Genomic DNA, 24,656 nt, shown 5'->3' with positions numbered 1-24,656 from the left:
CAGGAGCGTGCCCATGAGCGACATCGAGATCCGCGACGACCGGGCGGCTGGCCGCCTGGAGGCGATCGGCGGCGGTTCGGGCGAAGTGGTCGGCCACATCGAGTACTTCGTCCTCGAGTCGCCCGAGGGCGCGCTCGTCCCGGTCCACACGATCGTCGAACCGGCCCACGAGGGGAAGGGCATCGCGGGCTCCCTGGCGCGCGAGCTGTACGCCACGGCGAAGCGCGAGGGCATCGTCGTCGCCCCGCTGTGTCCGTACGTCGTCAAGTGGGCCGAGCGGCACCCCGACGAGGCTCCGCCGGCCGACCCGGAACTGCTGCGGGCGGCGAAGCGGTGGCTGGTGGAGCATCCGGGCCGGTTCTGAGCGGGGCCGAGGTACGCGGGGCGCACGCCCGCGGACCCACCCGGCTCAGCCCCTTCACGCGGCGGGGTGAGTGGTGGCGCCGCCGTCGGGTACGCGGGGGAGTAGTCCAGAGCCGATGTCGACCGACTGGCCGGAGGACGCCATGACCAACCCGTACCCCGATCCCGTCCACCCGGACCCCACGCCGGGTCCCGGGCCGGGGCCCACACCCGGCCCGGACCCCCAGCCCCCGCAGCCGGGCCCGACTCCGACGCCGCCCCCGCCGGGTCCGGCCCCGACGCCACCCCCGCCGGACCCGGATCCGACGCCACCCGCGCCCGGCCCCACCCCGGAGCCCTCTCCGTCCCCGATCCCCCCGGGCCCGGAGCCGGTTCCGAACCCGGAGCCGGGACCGCCCCTGTCCTGAGCCGGCACCGCCGGTCCCAGGGCCCCGGCGCACAAAACGGCGGTGGACGACCACTGGGCCGCCCACCGCCGTTCGTCGAACCTCCGTAGCGAGTCTCCTACTCGGAGACCTCCGACCGGTCCCCGCCCCACAGCGTGTGGAACGACCCGTCCCGGTCCGTCCGCCGGTAGGTGTGCGCACCGAAGAAGTCCCGCTGACCCTGCGTGAGCGCCGCGGGCAGCCGCTCCGCGCGCAGGGCGTCGTAGTAGGCGAGGGCCGCCGCGAAGCCCGGCGTCGGCACGCCCTGGCGGGTCGCGGCGATGATGACCTCACGCCAGTCGTCCTGGGCCGCCGCGATCTCCTGGGCGAACGTCTCGTCGGACAGCAGGCTCGGCAGGTCGGCCCGGGCGTCGTACGCCGCACGGATCCGGTCCAGGAAGGCCGCGCGGATGATGCAGCCGCCCCGCCAGATCGAGGAGACCGAGCCGAGGTCGATGTCCCAGCCGTACTCCTCGCTGCCCGCGGCGATCTCGTGGAAGCCCTGCGTGTACGACACGATCTTCGAGGCGTACAGCGCCTGCTCCACGCGGTCCGCGAAGGCCCCCGCCTCGGACTCGCTCAGCGGCGACGCCTTCGGCCCGGCGAGCCCCCGCGAGGCCTGCCGCAGCGCGGCGTGCCCGGAGAGCGAGCGGGCGAAGACCGCCTCCGCGATGCCGGAGACCGGGACGCCGAGGTCGAGGGCGATCTGGACGGTCCAGCGTCCGGTGCCCTTCTGCTCGGCCTCGTCCACCACCACGTCCACGAAGGGCTTGCCGGTCGCCGCGTCCACGTGGGACAGCACCTCGGCGGTGATCTCGATCAGATAGGAGTCGAGCCGCCCGGTGTTCCACGTGCGGAAGATCTCGGCGATCTGCGCGGGCTCGTATCCGGCGACGTCGCGCAGCAGTTGGTACGCCTCGCCGATCAGCTGCATGTCGGCGTACTCGATGCCGTTGTGCACCATCTTCACGAAGTGCCCGGCGCCGTCCGGGCCCACGTGCGTCACGCACGGCGCCCCGTCCGCCGCCTTCGCGGAGATCTTCTCCAGCATCGGACCGAGCGAGTCGTACGACTCCTTCGAGCCGCCCGGCATGATGCTCGGCCCGTGCAGGGCGCCCTCCTCGCCGCCGGAGACGCCGGTGCCGACGAAGTGGATGCCCTGCTCGCGCAGCGCGCGCTCCCGGCGCCGGGTGTCCGCGAAGTGCGCGTTGCCGCCGTCGATGATCATGTCGCCGGGCTCCAGGAGCGGGGCGAACTCCTCGATCACCGCGTCGGTCGGCTCCCCGGCCTTCACCATGACGACGAGCCGCCGCGGGCGCTCCAGCGCCGCCACGAAGTCCTTGGCGGTCTCGGCCGCAACGAAGTCGCCCTCGCTCCCGAACTCCTCCACCAGCGCGTGCGTACGCGACGCCGTCCGGTTGTGCACAGCGACCGTGTAGCCGTTGCGCGCGAAGTTTCGGGCCAGGTTGCGGCCCATGACCGCGAGTCCCGTGACGCCGATCTGGGCTGAAGTGCTCATTCGGTTGGCTCCTCAAGGATCCGGGGATCCGGTTGTCGGTGGTGCCGGTCGTGCTCGTCAGTATCGCCCCTCGACCATCCTGACGTGCCGGTACGCCGACCGCGCGTCCGGGGTGTGCGGCGTTCCGCAGGCAGATACGCACGGAAGGCCCCACCTGCCTCAGCCACCGCACAACTGCCGGTTATTCCGGACTGCTTGCGCGGAAGCGCGGCCGATTGCCGCCTTGTCATGGCCTGTTCGCAGCGCTTACTTTTGCCCCTCCTGACGCATGTCGAGGGGGGCTTCTTCATGGCCGTACGCGGCCGGCACCGCCGGTATCAGCCGAACAGGATCAACCGCGCCTCGCTCACCGTCACGGCGGGCGGCGCCGGGATGGCGATGCCGCTCATCGGGGCCGGGGTCGCGCAGGCCGCCGACGTGGACACCTGGAACAAGGTCGCCGCGTGCGAGTCGACCAACGACTGGAACATCAACACCGGCAACGGCTACTACGGCGGACTGCAGTTCAGCCAGTCCACCTGGGAAGCGTACGGCGGCACGCGGTACGCGCCGAGGGCGGATCTGGCGACCAAGGACCAGCAGATCGCCGTGGCGGAGAAGGTGCTGGACGGGCAGGGGCCGGGAGCCTGGCCGACGTGCTCGGTGCGGGCCGGGCTGACGCGGGGCGGCGACACCCCGGACATCCGTCCCGCCGGGACCGGCGACAGCACTCCGAAGAAGTCGGGCAGCGGCTCCGCGGCGGACGTGCAGCCGCAGACCACGCCCCAGTCCCGGGCCGGGACCGCCGAGATGTACACGGTGGTCCGCGGCGACTCGCTCTCCGAGATCGCCGACGCCGAGCGCATCCCGGGCGGTTGGCGCGGGCTGTACACGGCCAACCGGAAGACCATCGGCTCGGATCCCGACCTGATCGTGCCCGGCCAGCGGCTGAAGCTGCGCGGCGGCCAGGAGACCGTCGGCACCACCACGACCACACAGTCCGGCAGCGGCAGGTCCACCAGCGAGAAGGCCTCTTCGAGCACCCAGAGCACCCAGAACACCCAGGACACCGAAGACAAGGCCACGACCGGCCATTCCCTGGTCTCCCCGGTGAACGCCACCCTGGGCACGCCCTACCGCAAGACGGGTTCCTCCTGGTCGAAGGGCTACCACACCGGCGTCGACTTCGCCGTGCCCACCGGCACGTCCGTGAAGGCGGTCGCGGCCGGCAAGGTCGTCACCTCCGGGTGGGGCGGTTCGTTCGGGTACCAGGTGGTGATCCGGCACTCCGACGGCCGCTACACCCAGTACGCGCATCTGTCGGCGATCTCCGTGAAGGCCGGGCAGACGGTGGGCGGCGGTCAGCGCCTCGGGCGTTCGGGCTCCACCGGCAACAGCACGGGCCCGCATCTGCACTTCGAGGTGCGGACGGGGCCCGGCTTCGGAACGGACATCGACCCGGTGGCCTATCTGAGGGCCGGGGGCGTCAGGATCTGACGCGGGTCCGGCGCCGGCCCCGGCCGCGCACCGGCAGCGGAATGAACGGGCCGCCGTAGAAGGGACCGTACAGATACGGCGGCACGTCGGTCCCCGACGGCTCCGCGTCCTCGGGGGCGTCCTGCCGGACGGGCGGGACGCTCTCCAGCCCCTGTGGTGTGCTGTCCGGTACCGGCGGGACGCTCTTGGGCACCGACGGCGACACAGGGGCCGGAACGAGCACGCCCTCCGGGACCGCGGCAGCCACCGGAGCCGGGGCGGGCACGGGTTCCTGAACCGCCGTGGTCGACGGGGTCGGGACGAGCACGCCCTCCCGCACCCCCGGCTGCTCGGGCACCCGCGCCGACGGTCCCTCGGCGGGGACCGGCTCGGCAAGCGGCGCCACCGGCTGGGCCGCGGGCTCGGGCTGCGGCTCCACGGGCTCCGCGTGCGTACGCTCCATCCGCTCCGTGGTCAGCAGGATCAGGCCGCCCGCCGCGACCACGCCGCAGCTCAGCGCGAGGGCGGTGCCCGTCGTGCCGTAGCGGAAGGTTTCTCCGAACATCGTGATGCCGACCGCGGCCGCCGCCACCGGGTTCACGACCGTGAGCGTGGCCAGCGGGGCCGCGAGGCCCGCGCCGCGGTAGGAGGCCTGGGAGAGCAGCATGCCGGCCGTGGCCAGGACGCCGATCACGGCCAGGGACGGCACGTCGGCCGTGGAGACCCCGCCCGTCCAGTCGACGGCGACGGTCTTCGTGAACACCGAGGACATGCCGAACGCTATGCCGGACGCGACCGCGAGCAGGATGCTGCGCACCGCCGGGTGCCGGTGTGCGGCCCGGCCGGCGATCATCAGCGCGATCACCGCACCGGCGGTGACGACGGCCACGCCCACCCGCTGCGTGGTGTCCAGCGACTGCGCGTCGGACGCGCCGACCAGGGAGAGCAGACCGGCGAGACCGACCGTCGCCATGATCGCGCCGCGCCACGCCGTCGCGCCGGCCCTGCGGCCGACGAACAGAGCGGCCATGGGCAGGGCGAAGACGATGGTCAGCGCGCCCAGCGGCTGGACCAGGCTCAGCGGGCCGTAGGCGAGTGCCACCACGTGCAGCAGTCCGCCCAGGCCGTTCAGCGCGACCGCCGCCCACCAGATGGGCCGGCGCAGCGGTGCGTACTGCTGACCGGGGGAGGACACCGCCACCTGCTCCTGGACGATCGCCCCGCCCGCATACGCCACGGCGGAGACGAACGACAGCAGCACGGACAACGCGAGGGCACTCATGAGCGACTCCTCTGCGTGAGGCGGGGGCGCTGGGCCCGGCGCTGCGTACGGTCGGCTTCCATAACCAATACGATCCCGCGAAAATTTCTTCCCGTCGTCGTACCTGAGCAGGCAATGGGTCCTACTGCCGATGGAGTACGAATCGGTCGCCATCATCCCCAAGGTGGGTGACCCTGGGCGGACCCCTAGTGGTCGCAGCCCCCAGAAGCCTTGGTACTACTGCTCTTCGTGGACCTCGACCCTGACCTCGCCGCGTTGCGCCAGCTCGGCGGCTTCTTCGCCCTGCGCACCGCACCGAGCCCGGCAGCAGCCCCGCAGGCCTCCCTGCCCACGCTCGCGCAGGTGTACGCGAAGGGTTCGGCGGATGTTTACGGCAATCCTATGACTTTTCGTGTACGGAAAGTAGGGGATGTCCTTCGGTCTCCCGAGGTGCGGATCGCCGCCTCGGTCGCCCAGCAGGGACTCGCTGCCCGCCTGTGGTCGGTGGCCCTCGGCTGCGCCGCCCTCCACGACCGGATCCCCGACCTCGACCCCCGGCTGCTGCACTGGGATCCCGACGGCAGCGCCCCCGACGACCTGTGGCTGTCCGCCGTACGACCGCTGCCCGCGGACGCGGAGACCCTCGCGGACGTCGTACTGCACGCCCACCTGCGGCCACTGACCGAGCACCTGCACTCCCGTTACCGAGTCGCCGAAGGCCTGCTGTGGGGCAACGCCGCCTCCGCGCTGGCGGGCGCCGCCCGGCAGCTGGACGGCTGGGCGCGGGCGCACGGCCGTACGGACGTGGCCGCCCGAGCCCGTGCCCGCACCGCGGAACTCCTCGCCCACCCCCTCCTCGCGGGCACCGGCACCCTCACCGGAACCGCCTTCCGGCGGCGCAGCTGCTGCCTCTACTACCGTGTGCCCGGCGGAGGCGTCTGTGGTGACTGTTGTTTCACACGACCCCCGCGGTCTTCCCCGCGCGCCGCATCTGGGTGACCATGAAGGCAACCAGCCGCTGAGACAGGGGGTTCCGGGTGCGAGTGGGCCTGTTGACCCGGGAGTACCCGCCGGACGTGTACGGCGGTGCGGGTGTTCACGTCGAGTTCCTCGCCCGGGAGTTGAGGTCCCTCGTCGACCTTGACGTGCACTGCTGGGGGGAGGGCCGCGCGGAGGGTGTGATCCGCCACCGCCCCTGGTCCGCGCTGGACACCGCCAACGACGCGCTGCGCACCTTCTCGGTGGACCTCGCGATGACCGCCGGCCTCGAAGGCCGCGAACTCGTCCACTCCCACACCTGGTACGCCAACCTCGCCGGTCACCTCGGCAAACTCCTGTACGGCATCCCGCACGTGATGACGGCCCACTCGCTGGAGCCCCTGCGCCCCTGGAAGGCCGAGCAACTCGGCGGCGGTTACGCCCTGTCCAGCTGGGCCGAGCGCACCGCGATCGAGTCCGCCGACGGGGTGATCGCGGTGTCCGGCGCCATGCGCGAGGACATCCTCGGCTGCTATCCGGCGCTGGATCCGGCCAAGGTCCACATCGTGCACAACGGCATCGACACCACCCTCTACCGACCCGACCACGGCACCGACGTCCTGCGCCGCATCGGCCTCGACCCGGACCGCCCGTACGTCCTGTTCGTCGGCCGCATCACCCGCCAGAAGGGCGTCCCGCATCTGCTGCGCGCGGTGCGGGACATCGACCCGGCCGCGCAGGTCGTGCTGTGCGCCGGCGCCCCCGACACCCCCGAGATCGACCAGGAGTTCCGCGAGCTCTTCCAGGAGCTGAGCCGGGTCCGCGAGGGGGTGCACTGGATCCCGCAGATGCTGCCGCGCCCCGAGGTGATCCAACTCCTCACGCACGCGGCGGTGTTCGTCTGCCCTTCGGTGTACGAGCCCCTCGGCATCGTCAACCTGGAGGCGATGGCGTGCGGAACCCCCGTCGTGGCCTCCCGGGTCGGCGGCATTCCCGAAGTCGTGGACGACGGGAAGACGGGGCTGCTCGTCCCGGTGGACGACGACTTCGAGACGGGTCTGGCACAGGCGCTGGATTCGGTCCTCGGTGACCCGGCGGCCGCGCGGGACATGGGTGAGGCCGGACGGCAGCGAGCGGTGGGCGAGTTCGGCTGGGACGCGGTCGCCCGGCGCATCGTCCGGCTCTACGAGGAGATCCTCAAGCCGGATTAGTGCGACAGGAGTTCCTCGAACAGGCGTAGCGCGACCTGCCCAGGGGCAGGAATGGATCAACCAGGGTGAGGGGAGCGGCCATGCGTCGTGGTGGTCCTTCGGTGCTCGGAATCGTGCTGGCGGGCGGAGAGGGCAAGCGTCTGATGCCGCTGACCGCCGACCGCGCGAAACCCGCGGTCACGTTCGGCGGTACATACCGCCTGGTCGACTTCGTGCTGTCCAACCTGGTCAACGCCGACATCCTGCGCATCTGCGTGCTGACGCAGTACAAGTCGCACTCGCTGGACCGGCACATCACCACCACCTGGCGGATGTCCAGCCTGCTCGGCAACTACGTCACCCCGGTCCCGGCCCAGCAGCGCCTGGGCCCCCGCTGGTACCTGGGCAGTGCCGACGCGATCCTGCAGTCCCTGAACCTCATCTACGACGAGCGACCCGAGTACGTGGCCGTCTTCGGCGCCGACCACGTCTACCGCATGGACCCGCGTCAGATGCTCGCCCAGCACATCGAGAGCGGCGCGGGCGTGACGGTGGCCGGGATACGCGTCCCGCGCGGCGAGTCGTCGTCCTTCGGCGTGATCAGTCCCGGCTCCGACGGCCAGGCGGTGGAGCGCTTCCTGGAGAAGCCCGCCGACCCGCCCGGCCTGGCCGACGATCCCGAGTGCGTGTTCGCCTCGATGGGCAACTACATCTTCACCACCAAGGCCCTCATCGAGGCGCTGCAACGGGACGCCGAGGACGTGAACTCGGTGCACGACATGGGCGGCTCGATCCTGCCGCAGCTCACCGACCGCGGCGAGGCCCAGCTCTACGACTTCAGCGCCAACCACGTGCCCGGCGAGACCACCCGCGACCAGGGCTACTGGCGGGACGTCGGCACGCTCGACGCGTACTACGACGCCCACATGGACCTCATCGCCGAGCGCCCCGCCTTCAACCTCTACAACCGCAGCTGGCCCATCTACACCCACTCGGGTCAGCTCTCCCCGGCCCGTTTCAACTCCGGCGGCATCGCCAGCGAGTCCATCATCAGCGCGGGCTGCCTGATCCGCGGCCAGGTCACGCGCTCGGTGCTCTCACCGGGTGTCGTGGTCGACCCGGGAGCCGTCGTCCAGGGCTCGGTGCTGCACGACAACGTGCACATCGGGCGGGGCGCGGTGGTGCGCGGCGCCGTCCTGGACAAGAACGTCGAGGTGCCGCCCGGCGCGACGATCGGCGTGAACCCGGAGCGGGACGCCGAGCTGTACACGGTGTCCAAGGGTGGAGTGATCGCGCTGGGCAAGGGCCAGCGGGTGCCGTAGAGCCTCGGTGCGTTCCGTGTCGTCAGCGCCCGGGGTGCGCTGATTGGCCCCATGTGCCACACCAGTCCCGCCTCTTTCGTGGAGGCGGGACTTAATCCGTTGTTAACTGTGCGTAGCTTGATCGTACTTGACCGTAATCGCCTCTGGGCGGTTGACTGCTGACTCACCCTTCGTCGACGCGAGGCAAGCCATTGACTTCTGACCTGCTCGCACCTCTCGACCTGGCGTTCTGGAACATGGAATCCGCCGAGCACCCCATGCACCTGGGCGCCCTCGGTGTCTTCACGGCACACTCGCCCACCGCCGGCGCCCACGCGGCCGATCTGCTGTCCGCCCGGGCCGCCGCGGTGCCCGGACTGCGGATGCGGATCCGGGACGTGTGGCCCCTGGGCTTCCCCGGGGCCTTCGGCGGCGCGGCGCGGGAGCCCGCTCCGGACTTCGACCCGCTCGCCCACGTCACCCTGCACGCCCCCACCGCGGACTTCCAGGCCGAGGCCGGCCGGCTGATGCAGCGGCCGCTGGAGCGCGAGCGGCCCCCGTGGGAGGCGCATGTGCTGCCCGGGGAGGACGGTGTCTCGTTCGCCGTGCTGTTCAAGTTCCACCACGCCCTGGCCGACGGTCTGCGCGCGCTGACGCTCGCCGCCGCGATCCTGGACCCGATGGACGTGCCGGCCCGCCGTCCCCGCCCCCTCGAGCCGCCCCGCGGCCTCCTCCCGGACGTCCGCAGACTGCCGGGGCTGGTGCGCGGCGCCCTGTCCGACGTGGGCCGAGCCCTCGACATCGGCGCCTCGGTCGCCCGCTCCACCCTGGACGTGCGCACGTCCGCCGCCCTCACCGCCCGGTCCACCGGCACCCGCCGCACCGCCGGGGTGGTCGTCGACATCGACGACGTGCACCGCGTCCGCAAGGCCGTCGGCGGCACCGTCAACGACGTCCTGATCGCCGTCGTCGCGGGCGCCCTGCGCCGCTGGCTGGACGAGCGCGGCGACGGCAGTGAGGGCGTGGCGCCCCGCGCCCTGATCCCCGTGTCCAGGCGCCGCCCGCGCACCGCCCACCCACAGGGCAACCGGCTCTCCGGGTACCTGATGCGGCTTCCCGTCGCGGACCCGGACCCGCTGGGCCGCCTGGCCACGGTGCGTACGGCCATGGACCGCAACAAGGACGCCGGACCCAACCGGGGTGCCGGCGCCGTCGCCCTGCTCGCCGACCACGTCCCGGCGCTCGGCCACCGGCTCGGCGGCCCCTTCGTGGGTCAGGCCGCCCGGCTCTGGTTCGACATCCTGGTCACCAGCGTGCCCCTGCCCGGCATCGGCCTGAAGCTCGGCGGCAACCCCGTCACCGAGGTCTTCCCCTTCGCCCCGCTGGCCCGCGGGCAGTCCCTCGCGGTCGCCATCTCGACGTACCGCGGGCGCGTGCACTACGGGCTCGTCGCCGACGCCGAGGCCGTACCGGATCTCGACCGGCTGGCCCTCGCCGTGACCGAGGAGGTGCAGACGCTGATCACCGCCTGCGACCCATGATCGTCGCGGGTTTGGTGCTGGGACCGGCGCTCCGTAGAATGCCCTGTTCGAAAGCGGTCGTCGTCGGAGCGCCGCGCGAAACACCCCAGGGAACGGCAGCGGCCATGACGGTGACAGACAACGGCTCGGCGACCACGGACGAGATCGTCTACGGTCCCGGCATCGACCCGGAGCGGCTCGCCGTCTGCCTCAGCGTGCTCGAGGAGCTCGACAAGCTGGACGTCGACCACCCCGACGCGATCACCGTGCGCCGGGCCACCGCGGGCATCTACCGCAGCGTCAAGCAGCGCCGCCGCCAGGAGCGCCGGGCCGCCAAGACCGCGCACGACAAGGCGGTCACGGAGGCCACGGCGACCGGCTCCGCCCAGCGCATCGACGACGAGACGGAGGGCATCCTGCCCTCGTCGGCCACCGGGGAAGGGAAGATCGCGGGGATACTCCAGCGCCCGCGCTCCTGCTACACCTGCAAGGCCCGGTACGTGGAGGTCGACTACTTCTACCACCAGCTCTGTCCCGACTGCGCCGGCCTCAACCGTGCCAAGCGCGACGCCCGCGCCGACCTCACCGGCAAGCGCGCCCTGCTCACCGGCGGCCGCGCCAAGATCGGCATGTACATCGCGCTGCGACTGCTGCGCGACGGCGCGCACACGACGATCACCACGCGCTTCCCGAAGGACGCCATCCGCCGCTTCAAGGCCATGGACGACTCGGCGGACTGGATGCACCGCCTGGAAGTCGTCGGCATCGACCTGCGCGACCCGGCGCAGGCCGTGGCCCTCGCCGACCAGGTCGCCGAGGCGGGCCCCCTCGACATCCTCATCAACAACGCGACACAGACCGTGCGCCGCCTGCCCTCCGCCTACGCCGCCCTGGTCGAGGGCGAGAGCGCCCCGCTGCCGGCCGGTGAGCTGCCCGCCCACCACGTCATCGGCGCCTTCGGCTCCGGCGCGGTGGACGGTCTGGCCGCGCTACCCGCCGGAATCTCCGGCATGGACGCGCAGCAGGTCGCCGACCTCGCCCTGGTCGCGGGCAACGCCAGCGTCGCCCGGCACCTCGACGGCACCGCCATCGACGCGGGCGGGCTCGTCCCCGACGTCGTCGACAGCAACACCTGGGTGCAGACGATCGAGCAGATCTCCCCGGTGGAGCTCCTCGAGACCCAGCTGTGCAACTACACCGCGCCGTTCATCCTGATCAGCAAGCTCCGCCCGGTCATGGCCGTCGCCGCCACGAAGGCGACCAGCAAACGCGCGCACATCGTGAACGTCTCGGCGATGGAAGGCGTCTTCGGCCGCGGCTACAAGGGTGCCGGCCACCCGAACACGAACGCCGCCAAGGCCGCGATGAACATGGTGACGCGGACCAGCGCCCAGGAGATGTTCCAGGCCGACGGCATCCTCATGACCTCGGTCGACACCGGCTGGATCACCGACGAGCGCCCCCACTACGACAAGCTGCGCCTCGCCGAGGAGGGCTTCCACGCCCCGCTCGACCTGGTCGACGGAGCGGCCCGTGTATACGACCCGATCGTCCGCGGCGAGGAGGGCGAGGACGTGTACGGCGTCTTCCTGAAGGACTACGCGCCGGGCAAGTGGTAGGACACTGATTCGCCGGCCCCGATGGCCACGAACCCGAACCGGGCTCTACGACGAAGGTAATGGGCGATCGCGCGGCCGCGCCCGGTCTCGGGCACCCGTGCTCACCGTTCGGTGCTCAGCGGTGTCCGCGCAGCCGCTCGTGCACGGCGTACGGCGCCGACGTGTACGCGGCCCGTACCCGCGTCCCCCCGTCCACCAGCAGGTCCGCCCCGGTCACCCACTGAGCCGCGTCCGAGGCCAGCCACACCACGGCCCGCGCCACGTCCTCCGGCTCGCCGATCCGCCCGAGCGGCAGCCCTGCGGCCACCTCGCGCTCGCCCGGTTCCCAGACGAATCGCGCCATGTCCGTGCGGACGAGGCCGGGCGAGACGGAGTTGACCCGTACCTTCGGGGCTAGTTCGCCCGCGAGCTGCCGGGTCAGGTGCAGCAGGGCCGCCTTGCTGGTGCCGTACGCCCCGACGCTCGGCCCGACATGCCCGGCGCCCTCCGTGCAGACGTTCACCACCGCGCCGCCGTGCTCGCCCATCCAGGCCCGCCAGGCGCACCGCACCAGCCGCAGCGGCGCCTCCACGTTGACCGTGAACGCCTGGCGCCAGGCGTCCGGATCGGCCTCCATGAGCGGTCCGTACGGCTGGTTGGTCGCCGCGTTGTTGACCAGCACGTCGATCCGCCCGAACTCCCGCAGGACCAGCTCCGTGACCCGTGAGAGGTGGGCCGGGTCCGCGACGCTGCCCGCCAGGCCGATGCCGCCCAGTTCCCCGGCGGTCCGTCGCACGTCGTCGGCGTCGCGGGCGGTCACGCACACCAGCGCCCCGGCGCCGGCCAACTGCCCCGCGACGGCCCGCCCGATGCCGCGTGTGGCGCCGGTGACGATCGCGGCCCTGCCCTCAAGTCCGTACGACGACGTCATCGGCGTACCGTCTCATGACGAACCGTCAGTCGACAGCCCCGAGACGGGAGTTGCGCGCCGCCACCAGCTCCAGCACGGTGCGCCAGTCCTCCAGGACACCCGCGTCGAACCCGGCGAACCAGCCCTCCTCGTCGGCCTGGCGCAGGCGCAGCAGGTCGTCGTCGGTGGCAGCGTCGCCCGTGGCGTGTCCGCGGACGAGGGCGAAGACGCGTTCGCCGAGCAGGGCGCGGACCGCGTCGGCGGCGCAGTCCGCCTGCGCGGCCTCGTCGCCCGGCCGCAGCAGCGGGCCGATCGCCTGGACCAGGCCCGCCACCTGGAGCTCCTTGTCGGCGGGCCGGGTGCGGCGCAGCAGGGCGGCGGTCCGCAGCGCGTGTTGGTGGAGATCGACTCGGCCGCCGCCGAGAGGGGGCGCGGCCCACGCGCCCCGGCAGGCGTTCAGCAGATCCATCAGCTCTTCGACACTGCGCAGCTCCATGCGCCAGTCCTCCCGCCGGACAAGCCGTATGGTCCGCCAGCAGATCATGGCCGGCTTGCGAATCGGCCAACGGGATCTGAACTGCGTCGCCTGTCCGGCGGCGTAGGCCATACGGGGGAGTCCCAAACGGTGCATGATGTTACGAACAGGCACATATCATGCCTGGTCGAACACGGGACGACTCCGGATAGTTACCCTTTGTTTTCAGCCCTATCGAGCGGCCTCCCGCTCATTTGGTTAATCTGTAGGCGACGGACGGCAGCACGGGGTCCTACCCACACCCAAGGTCCGTCATGGGACACGCCCGTTCACCACGGCTTGACCTCGTACGACCAACCGGCGCCACCGCGTCCGAACTGCTTCCAGCCACACCCGAGCGGGCGCCGAGGACCAGGTCGTTGACTGGCAGGCATGCCCCGAGGGTGACCCGACACATAAGGAGTGCGCGGTGACACCGGAGAAGACGAATCGCGAGCAACGCCCCAAGGAACGCCCGGAGCGTGCGGGCCGCCGGCCCGGAGAGCTCGGCAGCCTCGACGTGTGGGCCCGGTCCGCCCCCATCCGCCTGGCCGGTTACGAGGACGACCTCGCCGAGCCCCACATCCTGCCCAGCGTGGACTGACCGACCGGGACAGGACCCGTCGCGATCGCCGAAGGCATGGGCGTGCGAAACTCACGCCCATGCTGATCAGAGAAGCCGTGGCCGAGGACTGGCCACGGATCTGGCCTTTCTGGCACCGGATCGTCGCCGCCGGCGAGACCTACGCCTGGGACCCGGACACCTCCGAAGAGGCGGCCCGCGCCCTGTGGATGGCCCCGGCCAAACGCGTCTACGTCGTCGAGGACGACACCGGCGCCCTCGTCGCCTCCGCCTACCTCACCCCCAACTACGGCGGCCCCGCCGCCCGCATCGCCAACGCGGGCTTCATGGTCGACCCCGACCAGGGCGGCCGGGGCTTCGGCCGCGCCCTCGCCGAGCACATCCTGGACGCGGCGAAGGCCGAGGGCTATCGGGGCATGGTGTTCAACGCCGTCGTCGAGACCAACCCGGCCGTGAAGCTGTGGACCTCCTTCGGCTTCACGATCCTCGGCACGGTCCCGGACGCCTACGAACACCCCCGGCACGGGCGCGTGGGCCTGCACATCATGTACAAGGCCCTCTAGCACACCTCTGCTCCAGAGCACCTCTACTCGAGAGGCGCCGTCCGCTGCCACGGGTGCCGCTCCTCCAACTGCTCCGCCACCGCTAGCAGATCCGCCTCCGACCCCGGCAGCCCCACGAGCTGTACGGCGCAGGGGGCGCCGGAGGGCAGGGTGCCGAAGGGGACCGACATCGCCGGCCAGCCGGTCAGGTTCCACGGCGGGGTCAGCGGCGAGTAGTTCGTGTTCGCCAGGACGTTGCGCAGCCAGCCCCGCTCGTGCCAGGCCGCGGCCTGGGGGGAGCGGCGGGCGAGCGCCGGGGTGAGCAGCACGTCGTACTCGTCGAAGAACGGCTCCAGGCGCCGGCGCAGCGCCTGACGCGCCTCGCCGGACTGGACGGTGTTCACGAAGCGCCGGCCCACGGCCGCGTGCACCCGGGTGCGCCGCGTCAGCAGCCGCCGGTCGAGGCTCTCCGCGTCCACCGCGGTGCCGGCCGTCCAGTGGGCGAGCGAGGTGAGGCTCAGCGACAGGGGGTACGGCGGATCGGCCCGGCGCACCCGGTGACCTGCCTTCATGAGCAGCTCCGCCGCCTCCCGCACCGCGGTCGTATACGGCTTGGTGACGGCGACGCCGGCGATCGGGCTGCGCAGGGAGACGGCGACCCGGTGTGCGGCGGACGGGTCCTTCCGTACGACCTCGGTGTCCGCGAGGACCGACAGCAGCAGGCGCGCGTCCTCGACCGTGGTGGTGAGGGGCCCGTTCTCGGACATGCCGAACCAGGTGCTGGTGCCCGCCGGGACCACCCCGGGGCCCGGCTTGATGGTGACCAGGCCGCAGTTGGCCGCCGGTATGCGCAGGGAGCCCATCCCGTCGTTGCCCAGCGCGACCGGCACCAGGCCGGCGGCGACCGCGGCCGCGCTGCCCCCGGACGAGCCCCCCGCGGTGCGCGAGGTGTCCCACGGGTTGCGGGCGGTGCCGTGGACGCCCTCCGAGGTGCCGAAGACGCACAGTTCCGGCACGTTGGTCAGCCCCACCACCACCGCACCCGCCGCCCGCAGCCGGGCCACGGTGACATGGTCCTCAGTGGCGGGCGTCTCGGGCGTCGCCGCGGAGCCGACGCGCATCGTCTCGCCGCGCACGGCGAGGTTGTCCTTGATCGCCACGGGCACGCCCGCCAGGGGCAGTTCGCCCAGGTCGCCCCGCGCGGCCACCTCGTCGGCCTCGGCGAGCGCCGCCTCGGCCCGGACCACCCGGAACGCCCCGACACGACCGTCGAGCCGCTCGATCCGGGCGAGGTGCTCGGCCACCACCTCCCGGGGAGTGGCGCGCTTCTCGCGTACGGCGGCGGCGATCTCGGTGGCGGTCCGGCCGACCCAGTTGGTCACGGGCGCTCCTCGGGAGGCTACTGGTGGGTACGTAGGGAGAACTCTGCCCGTGACCGGACGCCGCGTCGAGAGCGTTCGCGCTTGGACATTCGGAACGGTCTTCTTGGACTTTTCGAGGTCCGGCGATCGCTACCGGCGACCGACCCGGCAGGTCATCCGATCAATGGCCCAACTTCCGTGCCATCGAGCCCCATTGACAGGCCGAGAGGGCAAGCCAATCATCAGGCCTCCGATGAATGGGAGTCGCTGATGAGAAAACGGCTGAGACTGGTCGGCGTCATGGCGGTGCTGATGGTGCTCCTGGCACCGGTTCCGGCCCTCGCGCGGCAGGAGCAGGCTCCGCCGGTCACCGTGCCCGCCCTCTCCGACTGGACGCCCGCCTCCGGCAGCTACGCCTTCCGGCCCGGCTCCCGTCTGGTCGCGGACAGCCCCGCCGAACGCCGTGTCGCCGGCACCCTGGCCGACGACCTCAGGGCGGCGGGCCACGGCCGGGTCCCGGTGGTGACCGGCGGCGCCCGCGCCGGTGACATCGTTATCGACGTACGGCCGGGCCGGGCGGCGCTCGGTGACGAGGGCTACGAACTGCGTGCGGGGGAGCGGCTGTCGGTGACCGGCGCGACCGAGACCGGCGCCTTCTACGGCACCCGGACCCTGCTCCAGCTCCTCGCGCAGGGCGACCGGATCCCCGCGGGACGCACCGTCGACGTGCCCCGCTACAAGGAACGCGGCGTCGGAGTCTGCGCCTGCTACATCAACATCTCGCTGCCCTGGCTGGAGAACCTCGTCCGCGAGATGGCGTACCACAAGCTCAACCAGCTGCTCCTCGAACTGAAGGTGAAGAGCGACGCCCACCCCGAGGCCAACACCTGGGGCTACTACACCAAGGACCAGATCCGCCGCCTGGTCGCCCTCGGCGAGCGGTACCACGTGGAGATCATCCCCGAGATCAACTCCCCGGGACACATGGACCCGTGGATAGAGAACCGGCCGGATCTGCAGCTCACCGACTCCGACGGCGCCAAGCAGCCCTCGCGCCTCGACATCACCCAGCCGGCCGCCTTCGACTACTACACGAGTCTGATCGACGAGTACGCCCAGGTCTTCACCGCCGGCTCCTGGCACATGGGAGCCGACGAGTACATGCTCGGCTCCGACTTCGCCAAGTACCCGCAGGTCCTGCGGTACGCCCAGGAGAAGTACGGCCCCGACGCCACACCGCAGGACGCGTTCATCGACTTCGTCAACCGGGTCCACGCCTACGCGGCGGCCAAGGGCAAGAAGCTGCGTATCTGGAACGACGGCCTCACCGGTGCCAACACCGTGCCGGTGACGGCGGGCACGACCGTCGAGCACTGGCTGAACGTGGCGACGAAGCCGAGCCAACTCCTCGCACAGGGCTACCCGTTGATGAACGCGGCCTACGCGCTGTACCTCGTCCGCGGCGGCTTCCACAGCGACACCAAGGGGCTGTACGACCAGAGCTGGGACCCGCGCAGCTTCGAGGGCGAGAAACTGGCCTCCAGCGACGGCATCACCGGCGCGAAGATCAGCCTCTGGCCCGACAACGGGCGCGGCGAGACCGAGAACGAGGTCTCCGTCGGCCTGTGGCCCGCGCTGCGGCACGTCGCCCAGGCCACCTGGGGCGATCCGCACCCCGACGCCACGTACGCCGCGTTCACCGCGCGCGGCACCGCCGTCGGGCACGCACCGGGGTGGCGGGACCTGACCCGGGTGCCGGTGGCGGACGGAACGTACACCTTCGACGCGGACGGCCGGTCCTTCGACGCCGAGGTACGGCGCACGGCCGACGGCTATGTGACCCTGCGGACCGACGAAGGCTGCCTGGAGATACGTGGCGGCAAGCTCACGCTCAACGTGCCGCTCCAGCCGGGTGTCGCAGCCGCCCCGCAGGCCTGCGACGCCGCGAACACCCTGCAGCGCTGGGAGCTGGAACCCGCCCAGGGCGGCTACCACCTGGTCATCGCGATCACACGGATGGCTGTGAGCGCGGACGCCGACGGTGCGCTCGTGCAGTACCCGCCCGACCAACGCCCGCCCGCCCTCTGGCACTTGACCGCCCACTGACGCGAGGAGCATCCACCATGGCCGTGTCCCGACGCCTCTTCGTCACCGCCACCTCCGCCGCCACCGCACTGGCCGTGACCGGAGTGGCGGCCCCGCCGGCGTCCGCCGCGGCGGACGGCCCCCGTCAGCTCATCCCCGTCTCCCCGGACGACACCGAGGCCGACCTGGTCCGCAAGGCCTCCCAAGTGAAGCCCACCGCACGGCAGATCGCCTGGCAGCGCCTGGAACGCACCGCTTTCCTGCACTTCGGCGTGAACACCTTCACCGGCCTCGAATGGGGCACCGGCGACGAGGACCCCGACGTCTTCCAGCCGGTCGGTCTCGACACCGACCAGTGGGCCGGAGCCCTGCGCGACGGCGGCTTCACACTCGCCATCCTCACCGTCAAGCACCACGACGGCTTTGTCCTGTATCCCTCCCGCTACACCGACCACACCGTGGCGTCCAGCAGTTGGCGGGGCGGACAGGGCGACGTACTGCGCTCGTTCGCCGACTCCATGCGCCGCCACGGCATCAAGGTCGGCGTCTACATCTCGCCCGCCGACGAGAACCAGTACCTGCACGGCGTGTACGCCAACGGCAGCCCCCGGTCCGCGCACACCATCCCCACCCTCGTCGACGGCGACGACCGCACACCCCAGCGGTCGTACACCCTCCAGGCCACCGACTACGGCGCGCACATGCTCAACCAGCTCTACGAGGTCCTCACCGAGTACGGCCCGGTCGACGAGGTCTGGTTCGACGGTGCCCAGGGGCACATCCCGCCGGACAAGGTCGAGAAGTACGACTGGGACAGTTGGTACTCCCTGGTGCGCACGCTCGCGCCGGACGCCTCGATCGCCGTCTCCGGGCCCGATGTGCGCTGGGTCGGCAACGAGGGCGGCTCGGCGCGCGAGGACGAGTGGAGTGTCGTACCGGTCACCGAGAAGGACTACGGGCGGACCGACTTCGCGCTCTCCTACGACGCGGCCGACATGGGCGGCAGAGACGCCCTGGTGGCCGCCCGGCCGGTCGCGGACTACCTCCAGTGGTGGCCCGCCGAGAGCGATGTGTCCATCCGGGACGGCTGGTTCTACCACGCCGACCAACAGCCCAAGAGCGTCGAGCAGTTGACGGACATCTACTTCCGGTCCGTGGGGCGCAACTCCGTGCTGTTGCTCAACGTCCCGCCGGACACGGACGGGTTGCTGCCCGCAGCCGACGTGGTCCGCCTGCGGGAGTTCCGCGAACGGGTGGACCGGGAGCTGCCCGAGGACCTGGCGGCCGGAGCACGGACCACCGTCGTGCCGGGGCGGGTCACCCTCGACCTGGGGGTCGAGCGGGAGGTGGACCGGATCCGGCTGGCGGAGGACATCCGGGAGGGGCAGCAGGTCGAGAGCTTCGTGGTCGAGGCGCAGCTCGAAGGCGCGTGGACGGAGGTGACGCGCGCCGGGACCGTCGGCGCGAGCCGGATCCTGCTGCTGGCCGCTCCGGTACGGGCGCGGCGGTGGCGGGTACGGGTGACCGGGGCGCGGGCGGCCGTACGGATCGCGGAGTTCGGGCTGTACCGGTCGCGGGTCTGAGCGGGCCCCGGCGGCTCAGCGCAGGTGGCGCTCGAAGAAGGCCATCGTGGTGTCCATCGAGCGCGGCCACTGGGAGTAGAAGGTGTGGCCCTCGCCGGAGTAGGTGCGCAGCTGGACGTCCTTGCCCGCCTTCTCGAACGCGGCCACCGTCTGCCGGGTCCAGGCGATGGGGCAGGTGTCGTCGGCGGTGCCGTGGTGGATGAGCAGCGGCTCGGTGACCCGGTCCAGGTAGGTGATCGGCGAGGCCTCTTTCCAGAAGGTGGGGTTCTCCTCGGGGGTGCCGTGCGCGGCCTCGATCTCGGCGACGATCGGGTCCCCCTCGGGGCGCTGGAACTGGTCGATGTTCTCCTCCGGGCGCGAACTGACCGGTGCGAAGGCGACGGCGGCGTCGAACAGGCCCGGGGCGACCACCAGGGTGTTGTAGACGACGCCGCCGCCCATCGACCGGCCCAGGAGTCCGATGCGGTCGCCGTCGATCTCCGGCCGCCCGGACGAGCGCAGGGCCATCGCGGCCGCGATGACGTCCTCGGTGTAGCCGAGCCGGAGGTTGACGTTGTTGTCGGGGTCTTTGTCCGACCGCGCGTGGTTGCGGTAGTCGGTGTGCAGGACGACATAGCCGTTGCGGGCGAGGAGGTCCTGTTCGCGGGCGAGGCCCCGGCCGGTGGTGTAGACGGCGGGGTCGATGTAGCCGTGGGCCAGGACCAGCGCGGGGAACGGTCCCTTGCCGGTCGGGATGTTCATGAGGCCCGAGATCGTCAGCCCGTTCGCCTCGTACGTCACCCGGTAGCTGGTGTAGGCGTCGGTCCGGGCGAGGACGGTGCCGAGCCGCAGGCCGGAGCCCTTGTGCTCGCGTTGGATCAGGCCCGGGATGGACACCGGGTTCACGGGGGTGCGGGTGGGGGAGGGCGAGACGGAGGGGGAGCGGGTGGGCGCAGGCGGGCTGGTGCGCGCCGCTTCGCCGTCGCCGTCTCCGCTGCAGCCGGTCGCGGCCACCAGCACCAGCGCGGCGGCGACACAGGCCGTACTCCATGACCGCATACGGCCATTGTCGCCCGAGCGGCGACGACGGGCACCCGTTTCCCGAGCCTTCAGCCTCCCCGTGCCACCCCGGTACTGTCCCGGCCGATCAACCGCGGCACCGGCACCCGCACGGTCCGGGCCGGGCCGCCGTCCAGCAGGGCCGTCAGCTCCGTGGCCGCCGTACGCCCGAACTCCACGCTGTCCCGGGACAGCGCCGACAGCCAGGGCTTGACCATGCGGCACAGGGCCGAGTCCTCCCAGGCCACCACCGAGACGTCGGCCGGCACCGAGAAGCCCAGCTCGACCGCGGCGGCGACCCCGGCGACGGCCATCACGTCGTTGTCGTAGATCAGGGCGGTCGGGGGAGTGGGCACTTCCAGGACCCGGCGGGTGACGGCCGCGCCCGCCGCGTCGGAGTAGTCGGTGGGCACCGACTCCACCTCGGTCAGACCGCGCCGCCCGGCCTCGGCCCGCAGCGTACGGATCCGGCGCTCGGTGTGCGCGAGGCCGGCCAGGCCCGCGATGTGCACGATCCGCCGGTGGCCGAGCGCGTACAGCTCGTCCACGACCGAGGCCATGGCGCCCCCGTCGTCCGCCCACACGGTCGACAGCCCCGGGTGCCGTTCGTCCGGGGCGCCGCCGATCACCACGGCGGGCAGGCCCAGTTCGTCGAGCAGGTCGGGCCGGGGGTCGTCGGTGCGCGGGTCGACCACCAGCACGCCGTCCACGCGGTGCTCGGCCCACCAGCGCCGGTAGACCGCGCACTCGTCGTCGACATCCTCGACCACCTGGAACAGCAGTCCGAGATGGCGCTCCGCCAGCACCTCCTGGATGCCCGAGACGAGTTGCAGGAAGAAGGAGTCCAGGCCGAGTGTCTCCGCGGGCCGGGCGAGCACGAAACCGACCGTCGCGGCGCCCTCCCCGGACAGTGCGCGGGCCGCCGTACTGGGCCGCCAGCCCAGCTCCTCCGCGACCCGCCGCACCCGGTCGCGGGTCTCCTCGGAGACCCCCGGCCGGCCGTTCAGCGCGAAGGAGACGGCGCTCTGGGAGATCCCGGCGTGCCGCGCGATGTCCTTCATCGTCGGCCGACGGGCCGGCGATCGCCTGCCTGACAAGGTGCTTCTCCATTCCTGCGACGCATTCCCGGCCCAGTATGCACTAATGCGCTTCAGCACTCGCGACCTTAAGCGCATTAGTAACTAAAGAAATTAGCTGCGCGGAAGTTGTTGACGGGCCCGTGGAGCGGCGTGCAGGGTCTGCCACGTCGACCAATTCCGCCGCAAAGGAGGACGGTTCACGGTGCCCGTTTCCCGCAGAACCCTCGCTGTCGCTTTCACCGCCTGTCTCGCCCTGTCACTGAGCGCCTGCGGCTCGGGAGACGACGGCGGTGGCTCGACCGACGCCTCCGGCAAGGTCGAGGGCGACATCACCTTCCAGACCTGGAACCTGAGAGCCAACTTCAAGCCGTACTTCGAGGGCGTGATCGCCGACTTCGAGAAGAAGTACCCCGGCACCCACGTCAAGTGGGTCGACCAGCCCGCCGAGGGCTACGCCGACAAGATCAGCGCGGACGCCGCCGGCGGCACCCTGCCCGACGTCGTCAACGTCTCGCCGGACCTCGTCGCCCCGCTCGCCAAGGCCGGCCTCGCGCTCGACCTCGACAAGGCGGCGCCGCAGTACAAGAAGGAGTACCTGGCGGGCGCCTGGGCCAGCCACGAGATACCGGGCATGACCGGCACCTACGCCTTCCCCTGGTACCTCAACACCGGCCCGCTCTTCTACAACAAGTCCCTCTTCGAGGAGGCGGGACTCGACCCCGACCAGCCGCCGAAGACGTACGACGAACTCTTCGCCGACGCCCTGGACCTGGCCGACAAGAGCGACGGCGAGGTCGCCACCCTCGCCAACGTGCCCACCATCGAGGACTTCGGCCGCTACGGCGTCGAGCTCATGAACAAGGAGGGCACCGCCTTCTCCTTCAACGACGCCAAGGGAGTCGAACTCCTCACCAAGTACAAGGAGCTGTACGACGCCAAGGCGCTCGACCCGCAGGCGCTGACCGCGACCCCCGAGTCCTCCGGCAAGAAGTTCCTCACCGGGGCCGTCGCCATGAACCCCGGCAGCGCCCTGGACCTCGGCAACTTCAAGAAGCAGGCGCCGAACCTGTACAAGAACATCGGCATCACCGACCAGATCACCAGCACCGGCCACGTCAACATGTACGTGATGGGTGTGATGGTCAACGCGCAGACCAAGAAGACGCCCGCCGCGGTCGCCTTCGCGCACTTCGTCACCGACGCCGAGCACCAGATGTCGTTCGCCAAGCAGGTCGCCATCTTCCCGAGCACCGCGGGCTCGCTCGACGACCCGTACTTCACCAAGGAGGACGGGACCGACGAGACACGGGTGCGGGTGGCGGCGGCCAAGTCGCTGAAGAACGCCGTCAATTACACGCCCGTGCTGTTCAGCGAGCAGATGAAGACCGCGCTGCGCAACGAGATCGCCAAGGCGCTGCAGGGCAAGGAGAGCCCCAGGGAAGCGCTTGACAACGCTGTCGAGGCCTGCGACCGGCTTCTGCAGCAGCAGGGATAGAGCGCGATGGCCACGTCCGCCGTCTCCCGGGTGCGGCGCCAACTGCCCACCAGTCCCTGGCTGTTCGCCGCCCCCGGGTTGCTGATCATCGGCGCGTTCATCCTCTACCCGTTCGTCTCCACCCTGGTCAACGCCTTCACCGACCGCCGCACGTTGATCCCGGGCGAGTTCGTCGGACTCGCCAACTTCCGCGAACTGCTGCACGACGACATGTTCTGGATCGGCCTGCGCAACAGCACGCTGTACGTCCTCGGGGTCGTCCCCGCGCTCGTGATCCTGCCGCTGCTGCTCGCGCTGCTGGTGCAGAAGAACATCCCCGGCATCGCCTTCTTCCGGTCCGCCTTCTACACCCCGGTCGTCGCGTCGATCGTCGTGGTCGGACTGATCTGGGTGTGGCTGCTCGACGAACGCGGTCTGGTCAACTCGCTGCTTGAGACCGTCGGGGTCGGCCGGATCGGCTTCCTCAGCGACCAGTGGCTGCTCCTGCTGAGCGCCATGACCGTCACGGTCTGGAAGGGCCTCGGCTACTACATGATCATTTACTTGGCCGCGCTGGCGAACGTACCCCGTGAACTGCACGAGGCGGCGGCGGTCGACGGAGCGGGCGCGGTGCGCCGCTTCCTGACGGTCACCGTGCCGGCCGTCCGCTCCACCATGGTCCTGGTCGGGGCCCTCTCCTCGGTCGCCGCCTTCAAGGTGTTCTCCGAGGTCTACCTGATGGCCGGCCCGACCGGCGGCCCGGCGGGCGAGGACACCACCCTCGTGATGCTCGTCCAGCGCACCGGCACCGGCCTGACCGGCCGTGTCGGCTACGCCTCCGCCATCTCCGTCGTCGTCTTCGTCGTCACCGTCGCCCTGATGCTGCTCGTGCTGCGGGCCGACCGGAGGGAGGAGTCATGAGCGTCATGGAGAAGGTACGGCCCGCTTCGACGCCGGCCGTCCCCCGCGAACCCCGTGTCACCGACGAGCACGGCCGCCGTGTACGGGTGTGGGAACTCGCCCTGCGCTACGCACTCCTGCTCGCCGTACTCGCCCTGACCGTCGGCCCGTTCCTCTGGCAGCTGTCGACCTCGCTGAAAGGCCCCACCGAGGACATCTACAGCTCCCCGCCGACCTTCCTGCCCGGCCATCCCACCCTGCACAACTACGAACGGGTCGCCGACACCATCCCCGTGTGGGACTACGCCTTCAACTCGCTGAAGGTCGCCGCCGCCAACGTCGTCACCAACTGCGTCGGTGCGGCCCTCGCCGGATACGCCCTGGCCCGGCTGCGCTACCGCGGCCGCCGCGCGGCCACCCTCGCCTTCATCCTGGCGATGCTCGTGCCCGTGGAGGGCATCATCATCGCCCAGTTCACGACCATGCGGGAGCTCGGCCTCAACAACACGCTCGTCGGCGTGGTCCTGCCGGGCTGCATCGGCGCCATGAACGTCCTGCTGATGCGCAACGCCTTCCTCAACCTCCCCTACGAGATAGAGGAGGCGGCCTATGTGGACGGCGCCAACGTGTGGCAGCGGTTCCTGCGGATCGCCGTGCCGTCGGTGAAGGGAACCCTCGCCGTCGTGGCGATCTTCGCCTTCATGGGCGCCTGGGACGACTTCCTGTGGCCCCTCATCGTGCTGAGCGACCCGGACAAGTTCACGCTCACGATCGGCCTCAACTATCTGCACGGCACCTTCGCCAACGACGAGCGGCTCGTCGCCGCGGGCACGGTGATCGCCGTGGCACCGCTGATCGCCCTCTTCGCCTGTCTGCAGCGGTACTTCTTCCGCGGGGTGGGCGAGGGCGCGGTCAAAGGCTGAACCACCCCCTGCTTTCAAGGACACCGCTTTCAAGGACACCGCTTTCAAGGACAC

At 71.3% G+C, this 24,656-nt stretch carries 21 protein-coding genes; 14 read left to right on the top strand and 7 right to left on the bottom strand.

Translation table 11 applies throughout. The features are described 5' to 3' along the window. Positions 1 to 13 precede the first annotated feature (13 nt). The gene (locus OG252_RS08985) at positions 14 to 364 is read left to right on the top strand and encodes a GNAT family N-acetyltransferase (protein ID WP_329335073.1); all 351 of its coding nucleotides are present in this window, start codon (positions 14 to 16) and stop codon (positions 362 to 364) included. 503 nt (positions 365 to 867) lie between these two features. On the opposite strand, the gene gndA is transcribed toward OG252_RS08985, so the two are convergent. Continuing rightward, positions 868 to 2,307: an NADP-dependent phosphogluconate dehydrogenase gene (gndA, locus tag OG252_RS08980; RefSeq protein WP_266450723.1), complete on the bottom strand. Its 1,440-nt coding sequence runs from the start codon at positions 2,305 to 2,307 to the stop codon at positions 868 to 870. Between the two features lie 288 nt (positions 2,308 to 2,595). On the opposite strand from gndA, the gene OG252_RS08975 reads away from it, so the two are divergent. After that, positions 2,596 to 3,783, top strand: a complete 1,188-nt coding sequence (locus tag OG252_RS08975) for a transglycosylase family protein (RefSeq protein WP_329335071.1) — start codon at positions 2,596 to 2,598, stop codon at positions 3,781 to 3,783. Here OG252_RS08975 and OG252_RS08970 read toward each other — a convergent pair. Further along, positions 3,773 to 5,044 (bottom strand): DMT family transporter, encoded by a 1,272-nt coding sequence (locus tag OG252_RS08970; RefSeq protein WP_329335069.1) that lies wholly within the window; start codon positions 5,042 to 5,044, stop codon positions 3,773 to 3,775. The genes OG252_RS08975 and OG252_RS08970 overlap by 11 nt on opposite strands. Before the next feature lie 228 nt (positions 5,045 to 5,272). Between OG252_RS08970 and OG252_RS08965 the strand changes: the two genes are divergently transcribed. The 5 genes from OG252_RS08965 to OG252_RS08945 all read left to right on the top strand — a co-directional run bounded on the left by OG252_RS08965 (position 5,273) and on the right by OG252_RS08945 (position 11,631). Then, positions 5,273 to 6,022: a (2Fe-2S)-binding protein gene (locus tag OG252_RS08965; protein ID WP_266450728.1), complete on the top strand. Its 750-nt coding sequence runs from the start codon at positions 5,273 to 5,275 to the stop codon at positions 6,020 to 6,022. Positions 6,023 to 6,060: 38 nt separating this feature from the next. Further along, on the top strand, positions 6,061 to 7,212 hold the full coding sequence (glgA, locus tag OG252_RS08960; protein WP_329335067.1) for a glycogen synthase: 1,152 nt from the start codon (positions 6,061 to 6,063) through the stop codon (positions 7,210 to 7,212). A gap of 80 nt (positions 7,213 to 7,292) precedes the next feature. Further along, positions 7,293 to 8,513 carry a glucose-1-phosphate adenylyltransferase gene (gene glgC / locus OG252_RS08955; RefSeq protein ID WP_329335066.1) on the top strand — a complete coding sequence of 407 codons (1,221 nt, stop codon included), beginning with the start codon at positions 7,293 to 7,295 and terminating at the stop codon, positions 8,511 to 8,513. Positions 8,514 to 8,704: 191 nt separating this feature from the next. Then, positions 8,705 to 10,033 carry a wax ester/triacylglycerol synthase family O-acyltransferase gene (locus tag OG252_RS08950; RefSeq protein ID WP_329335065.1) on the top strand — a complete coding sequence of 443 codons (1,329 nt, stop codon included), beginning with the start codon at positions 8,705 to 8,707 and terminating at the stop codon, positions 10,031 to 10,033. A gap of 104 nt (positions 10,034 to 10,137) precedes the next feature. Beyond that, entirely contained in the window at positions 10,138 to 11,631 is a 1,494-nt protein-coding gene (locus OG252_RS08945) for an SDR family NAD(P)-dependent oxidoreductase (RefSeq protein ID WP_266450735.1), read from the top strand. Positions 11,632 to 11,746: 115 nt separating this feature from the next. Here OG252_RS08945 and OG252_RS08940 read toward each other — a convergent pair whose 3' ends face one another. Both OG252_RS08940 and OG252_RS08935 read right to left on the bottom strand, forming a co-directional pair. After that, positions 11,747 to 12,541 carry an SDR family oxidoreductase gene (locus tag OG252_RS08940; protein ID WP_266450737.1) on the bottom strand — a complete coding sequence of 265 codons (795 nt, stop codon included), beginning with the start codon at positions 12,539 to 12,541 and terminating at the stop codon, positions 11,747 to 11,749. A gap of 25 nt (positions 12,542 to 12,566) precedes the next feature. Then, a complete protein-coding gene (locus OG252_RS08935; protein ID WP_266450739.1) occupies positions 12,567 to 13,016 on the bottom strand; it encodes a hypothetical protein in 450 nt (149 codons plus the stop codon). A gap of 448 nt (positions 13,017 to 13,464) precedes the next feature. Here OG252_RS08935 and OG252_RS08930 point away from each other — a divergent pair, with 448 nt between their 5' ends. Beyond that, the gene (locus OG252_RS08930) at positions 13,465 to 13,638 is read left to right on the top strand and encodes a hypothetical protein (RefSeq protein WP_184826938.1); all 174 of its coding nucleotides are present in this window, start codon (positions 13,465 to 13,467) and stop codon (positions 13,636 to 13,638) included. Between the two features lie 59 nt (positions 13,639 to 13,697). Further along, positions 13,698 to 14,180 carry a GNAT family N-acetyltransferase gene (locus OG252_RS08925; RefSeq protein ID WP_266450741.1) on the top strand — a complete coding sequence of 161 codons (483 nt, stop codon included), beginning with the start codon at positions 13,698 to 13,700 and terminating at the stop codon, positions 14,178 to 14,180. A 23-nt stretch (positions 14,181 to 14,203) separates the two neighbouring features. Here OG252_RS08925 and OG252_RS08920 read toward each other — a convergent pair whose 3' ends face one another. Further along, a complete protein-coding gene (locus OG252_RS08920) occupies positions 14,204 to 15,541 on the bottom strand; it encodes an amidase (RefSeq protein WP_329335059.1) in 1,338 nt (445 codons plus the stop codon). 249 nt (positions 15,542 to 15,790) lie between these two features. Here OG252_RS08920 and OG252_RS08915 point away from each other — a divergent pair, with 249 nt between their 5' ends. Both OG252_RS08915 and OG252_RS08910 read left to right on the top strand, forming a co-directional pair. Next, positions 15,791 to 17,626, top strand: a complete 1,836-nt coding sequence (locus OG252_RS08915) for a beta-N-acetylhexosaminidase (protein WP_329335057.1) — start codon at positions 15,791 to 15,793, stop codon at positions 17,624 to 17,626. Positions 17,627 to 17,643: 17 nt separating this feature from the next. Next, the gene (locus OG252_RS08910) at positions 17,644 to 19,188 is read left to right on the top strand and encodes an alpha-L-fucosidase (RefSeq protein WP_329335055.1); all 1,545 of its coding nucleotides are present in this window, start codon (positions 17,644 to 17,646) and stop codon (positions 19,186 to 19,188) included. A 15-nt stretch (positions 19,189 to 19,203) separates the two neighbouring features. Here the strand turns inward: OG252_RS08910 and OG252_RS08905 are convergent, their stop codons facing one another. Beyond that, positions 19,204 to 20,226: an alpha/beta hydrolase family protein gene (locus OG252_RS08905; RefSeq protein WP_329335053.1), complete on the bottom strand. Its 1,023-nt coding sequence runs from the start codon at positions 20,224 to 20,226 to the stop codon at positions 19,204 to 19,206. Positions 20,227 to 20,276: 50 nt separating this feature from the next. Continuing rightward, positions 20,277 to 21,287 (bottom strand): LacI family DNA-binding transcriptional regulator, encoded by a 1,011-nt coding sequence (locus tag OG252_RS08900; protein WP_266453082.1) that lies wholly within the window; start codon positions 21,285 to 21,287, stop codon positions 20,277 to 20,279. A 220-nt stretch (positions 21,288 to 21,507) separates the two neighbouring features. Between OG252_RS08900 and OG252_RS08895 the strand changes: the two genes are divergently transcribed. The 3 genes from OG252_RS08895 to OG252_RS08885 are packed head-to-tail and all read left to right on the top strand — an operon-like array spanning position 21,508 to position 24,602. Continuing rightward, complete coding sequence (locus tag OG252_RS08895; protein WP_329335052.1) at positions 21,508 to 22,800, top strand: ABC transporter substrate-binding protein; 1,293 nt, start codon at positions 21,508 to 21,510, stop codon at positions 22,798 to 22,800. Between the two features lie 6 nt (positions 22,801 to 22,806). After that, positions 22,807 to 23,700: a carbohydrate ABC transporter permease gene (locus tag OG252_RS08890; RefSeq protein WP_329335050.1), complete on the top strand. Its 894-nt coding sequence runs from the start codon at positions 22,807 to 22,809 to the stop codon at positions 23,698 to 23,700. Further along, the gene (locus OG252_RS08885) at positions 23,697 to 24,602 is read left to right on the top strand and encodes a carbohydrate ABC transporter permease (protein WP_266450753.1); all 906 of its coding nucleotides are present in this window, start codon (positions 23,697 to 23,699) and stop codon (positions 24,600 to 24,602) included. The genes OG252_RS08890 and OG252_RS08885 overlap by 4 nt, the downstream gene beginning before the upstream one ends. The last annotated feature ends 54 nt before the right edge of the window (positions 24,603 to 24,656 follow it).

The sequence above is a fragment of the Streptomyces sp. NBC_01352 genome, assembly GCF_036237295.1.
GTDB lineage: Bacteria > Actinomycetota > Actinomycetes > Streptomycetales > Streptomycetaceae > Streptomyces > Streptomyces plumbiresistens.
The sequence above is the reverse complement of the archived record's forward strand: the minus strand, read 5'-3'. Positions and strand labels throughout refer to the sequence as shown.

Excerpts from the sequence above, each read along its gene's own strand:
- OG252_RS08985 (WP_329335073.1), top strand. The coding sequence starts at position 14 with ATGAGCGACATCGAGATCCGCGACGACCGGGCGGCTGGCCGCCTGGAG.
- gndA (WP_266450723.1), bottom strand. The coding sequence starts at position 2,307 with ATGAGCACTTCAGCCCAGATCGGCGTCACGGGACTCGCGGTCATGGGC.
- OG252_RS08975 (WP_329335071.1), top strand. The coding sequence starts at position 2,596 with ATGGCCGTACGCGGCCGGCACCGCCGGTATCAGCCGAACAGGATCAAC.
- OG252_RS08970 (WP_329335069.1), bottom strand. The coding sequence starts at position 5,044 with ATGAGTGCCCTCGCGTTGTCCGTGCTGCTGTCGTTCGTCTCCGCCGTG.
- glgC (WP_329335066.1), top strand. The coding sequence starts at position 7,293 with ATGCGTCGTGGTGGTCCTTCGGTGCTCGGAATCGTGCTGGCGGGCGGA.
- OG252_RS08945 (WP_266450735.1), top strand. The coding sequence starts at position 10,138 with ATGACGGTGACAGACAACGGCTCGGCGACCACGGACGAGATCGTCTAC.
- OG252_RS08940 (WP_266450737.1), bottom strand. The coding sequence starts at position 12,541 with ATGACGTCGTCGTACGGACTTGAGGGCAGGGCCGCGATCGTCACCGGC.
- OG252_RS08935 (WP_266450739.1), bottom strand. The coding sequence starts at position 13,016 with ATGGAGCTGCGCAGTGTCGAAGAGCTGATGGATCTGCTGAACGCCTGC.
- OG252_RS08925 (WP_266450741.1), top strand. The coding sequence starts at position 13,698 with ATGCTGATCAGAGAAGCCGTGGCCGAGGACTGGCCACGGATCTGGCCT.
- OG252_RS08915 (WP_329335057.1), top strand. The coding sequence starts at position 15,791 with ATGAGAAAACGGCTGAGACTGGTCGGCGTCATGGCGGTGCTGATGGTG.
- OG252_RS08910 (WP_329335055.1), top strand. The coding sequence starts at position 17,644 with ATGGCCGTGTCCCGACGCCTCTTCGTCACCGCCACCTCCGCCGCCACC.
- OG252_RS08905 (WP_329335053.1), bottom strand. The coding sequence starts at position 20,226 with ATGCGGTCATGGAGTACGGCCTGTGTCGCCGCCGCGCTGGTGCTGGTG.
- OG252_RS08900 (WP_266453082.1), bottom strand. The coding sequence starts at position 21,287 with ATGAAGGACATCGCGCGGCACGCCGGGATCTCCCAGAGCGCCGTCTCC.
- OG252_RS08890 (WP_329335050.1), top strand. The coding sequence starts at position 22,807 with ATGGCCACGTCCGCCGTCTCCCGGGTGCGGCGCCAACTGCCCACCAGT.
- OG252_RS08885 (WP_266450753.1), top strand. The coding sequence starts at position 23,697 with ATGAGCGTCATGGAGAAGGTACGGCCCGCTTCGACGCCGGCCGTCCCC.